The 1,772-nt window shown below is 57.2% G+C and carries 2 protein-coding genes; both read right to left on the bottom strand.

Annotation, left to right across the window (positions count from 1 at the left end):
* Positions 1 to 231: hypothetical protein (locus AC1D2E_RS35710; protein WP_478201776.1), on the bottom strand; the 231-nt coding region annotated here is incomplete at its 3' end.
* A 710-nt stretch (positions 232 to 941) separates the two neighbouring features.
* Positions 942 to 1,772 (bottom strand): class I SAM-dependent methyltransferase (locus tag AC1D2E_RS35705; protein ID WP_478201775.1); only part of this gene is annotated, 831 nt, incomplete at its 5' end.

Here is a 1,772-nt window from a genome sequence, read left to right as displayed (position 1 = left end):
GCCGTGCACGAGAAGCACGGTGGGGCCCTCCCCCGGCCAAACTGTCGCGTCGAGCCGCTCGCCATCGAATTGCAGTGTGTCTTCCTTGCCAAGGGCAATCCCCGCATTTTCCCATTTCGCTGCTGGGAATTTGCGAGGCGCGTAGAACACGGCCACAGCCAGACGCGCCGCCAAGCTAGTCGATATGGCATCAAGAAATCTGAATAGAAGGCGAAATAGTTTGAGTTGCATTTAAAAGCTCTTGTTGATAATTGCGCTTGGCCGGCAGGAGAGCACCCTAAAGCGTCGTGCAATACCTTCGGCCGCACAGGCAAGCGAGGTATCCGGACTTAATGAAATGGAGTTCACTGTCCAAGTTGACGCTCCTGATCTCACGAAATTGTTCTCGAGCTCAAGCGAAGGAACGGAGTGCAAGCCCGAAAGGCCCAAACCAAGCCCTTTGAGAAGGGCTTCCCTGCGCGCCCAGCAGTCCCAAATCTCACCCGACACGAGAGCGCCTTCCTCAGAGGTGCATAGGCGAGCCACCGCAATGGTGAGCGCCGGCGGGTGCAAGTGACTCTCAAGATCCACTCCGACACGAGTCTTTCGTCCAAAGGCGATTGCCACGCCCGCAATGCAATGCGAAAGACTGACGTTGAGCCCGTGCCTTCGCCCACTGCTAGGGTCAATGAGTTGCGGCTGACCTTTGATGGTCTTCGCGAGAGCGACCTTTCGGTGACTAACGCCGAGATATCGCGAGGCGAGCACCCGCACACAAACCCGAGAGGTGATGAACTCAGTCCGCGCCTGCAAATCAATGAACGCGCGAGCCRCTTTCCGCTCATTTCGCGAGAGGCCGCGCAAGAGGGGGCCTAGTCGCAGCCTCGGCGACAGCCAGACAACCCAGACATGAATCTGCCTGGAGGTTCGCGGCCCGAGGCTAGACACCCCCCGCGCGTTCACTATCGGATCACAACCGGCTTCGCAATCTTGCGCGCCTTGAGGCGAGTCAGATTCACCGTGCCGGTGTGGAAGCCCACCACAAAGATGCCGAGGTACTTCTCATACTTTCTAAACACCTCGTCGCCCACCATCGCGATTGCTTGTTCGCGGTTCTTGCGCAGGTTGGCGTACCAGCATTGCAAGGTCTTTGCGTAGTGCGCGCGATCGTTGCGCAGCGCGACGATTTCGAAAAGCCCGTCGCAAGCAGCAAGAATCTCGGACACACGAGGTAGCTCCGATTCCGGAAATATCTGTTCGACAAAGGGATTCGGGTTCTCTTCGTCATAGTTCTCGTAGACGATGCTCTGCAGAGAGAGGTCGCAGTCGGGGGTGGAGTTTTCGTGGCACCACTTGAAGAAGCTGCGATACGCTTCCGCCTTGGCGGCCTTTGTGACGCCCGCCCTTGCGAAGTGCTCGAATGCACCGATGGACACGATGGCATCATAGGGCGAACTAGGTTGGTGGTCCTTCCAACTTTGCAGCACCACCGACACATTGTCCTGCTTTGATGCTTTGACCCAGTCAACCTGTGCTTGGCTGAGAGTCAAACCGACAGCGGCCTCGACATGGCAGCACGTTACCGCCCTGCCGAGAAGAGTTCCCCACCCGCAGCCCACGTCCAGCAGATGCTTCTTGTTAGATGCTTGTGCTTGAGCCAAGTGAAAATCAAGCTTCCTAAGTTGCGCTTGCTCCAAGCTGTCGCCGTCTTCCCACAGCGCGCATGAATATGCCATCGTCGGATCGAGCCACAGCGCATAGAAGTCGTTACTGATGTCGTAGTGAGCCTGAAT

It is taken from the genome of Variovorax sp. P1_H2 (genome assembly GCF_056405295.1).
This window is presented reverse-complemented; position numbering and strand designations above follow the sequence as displayed.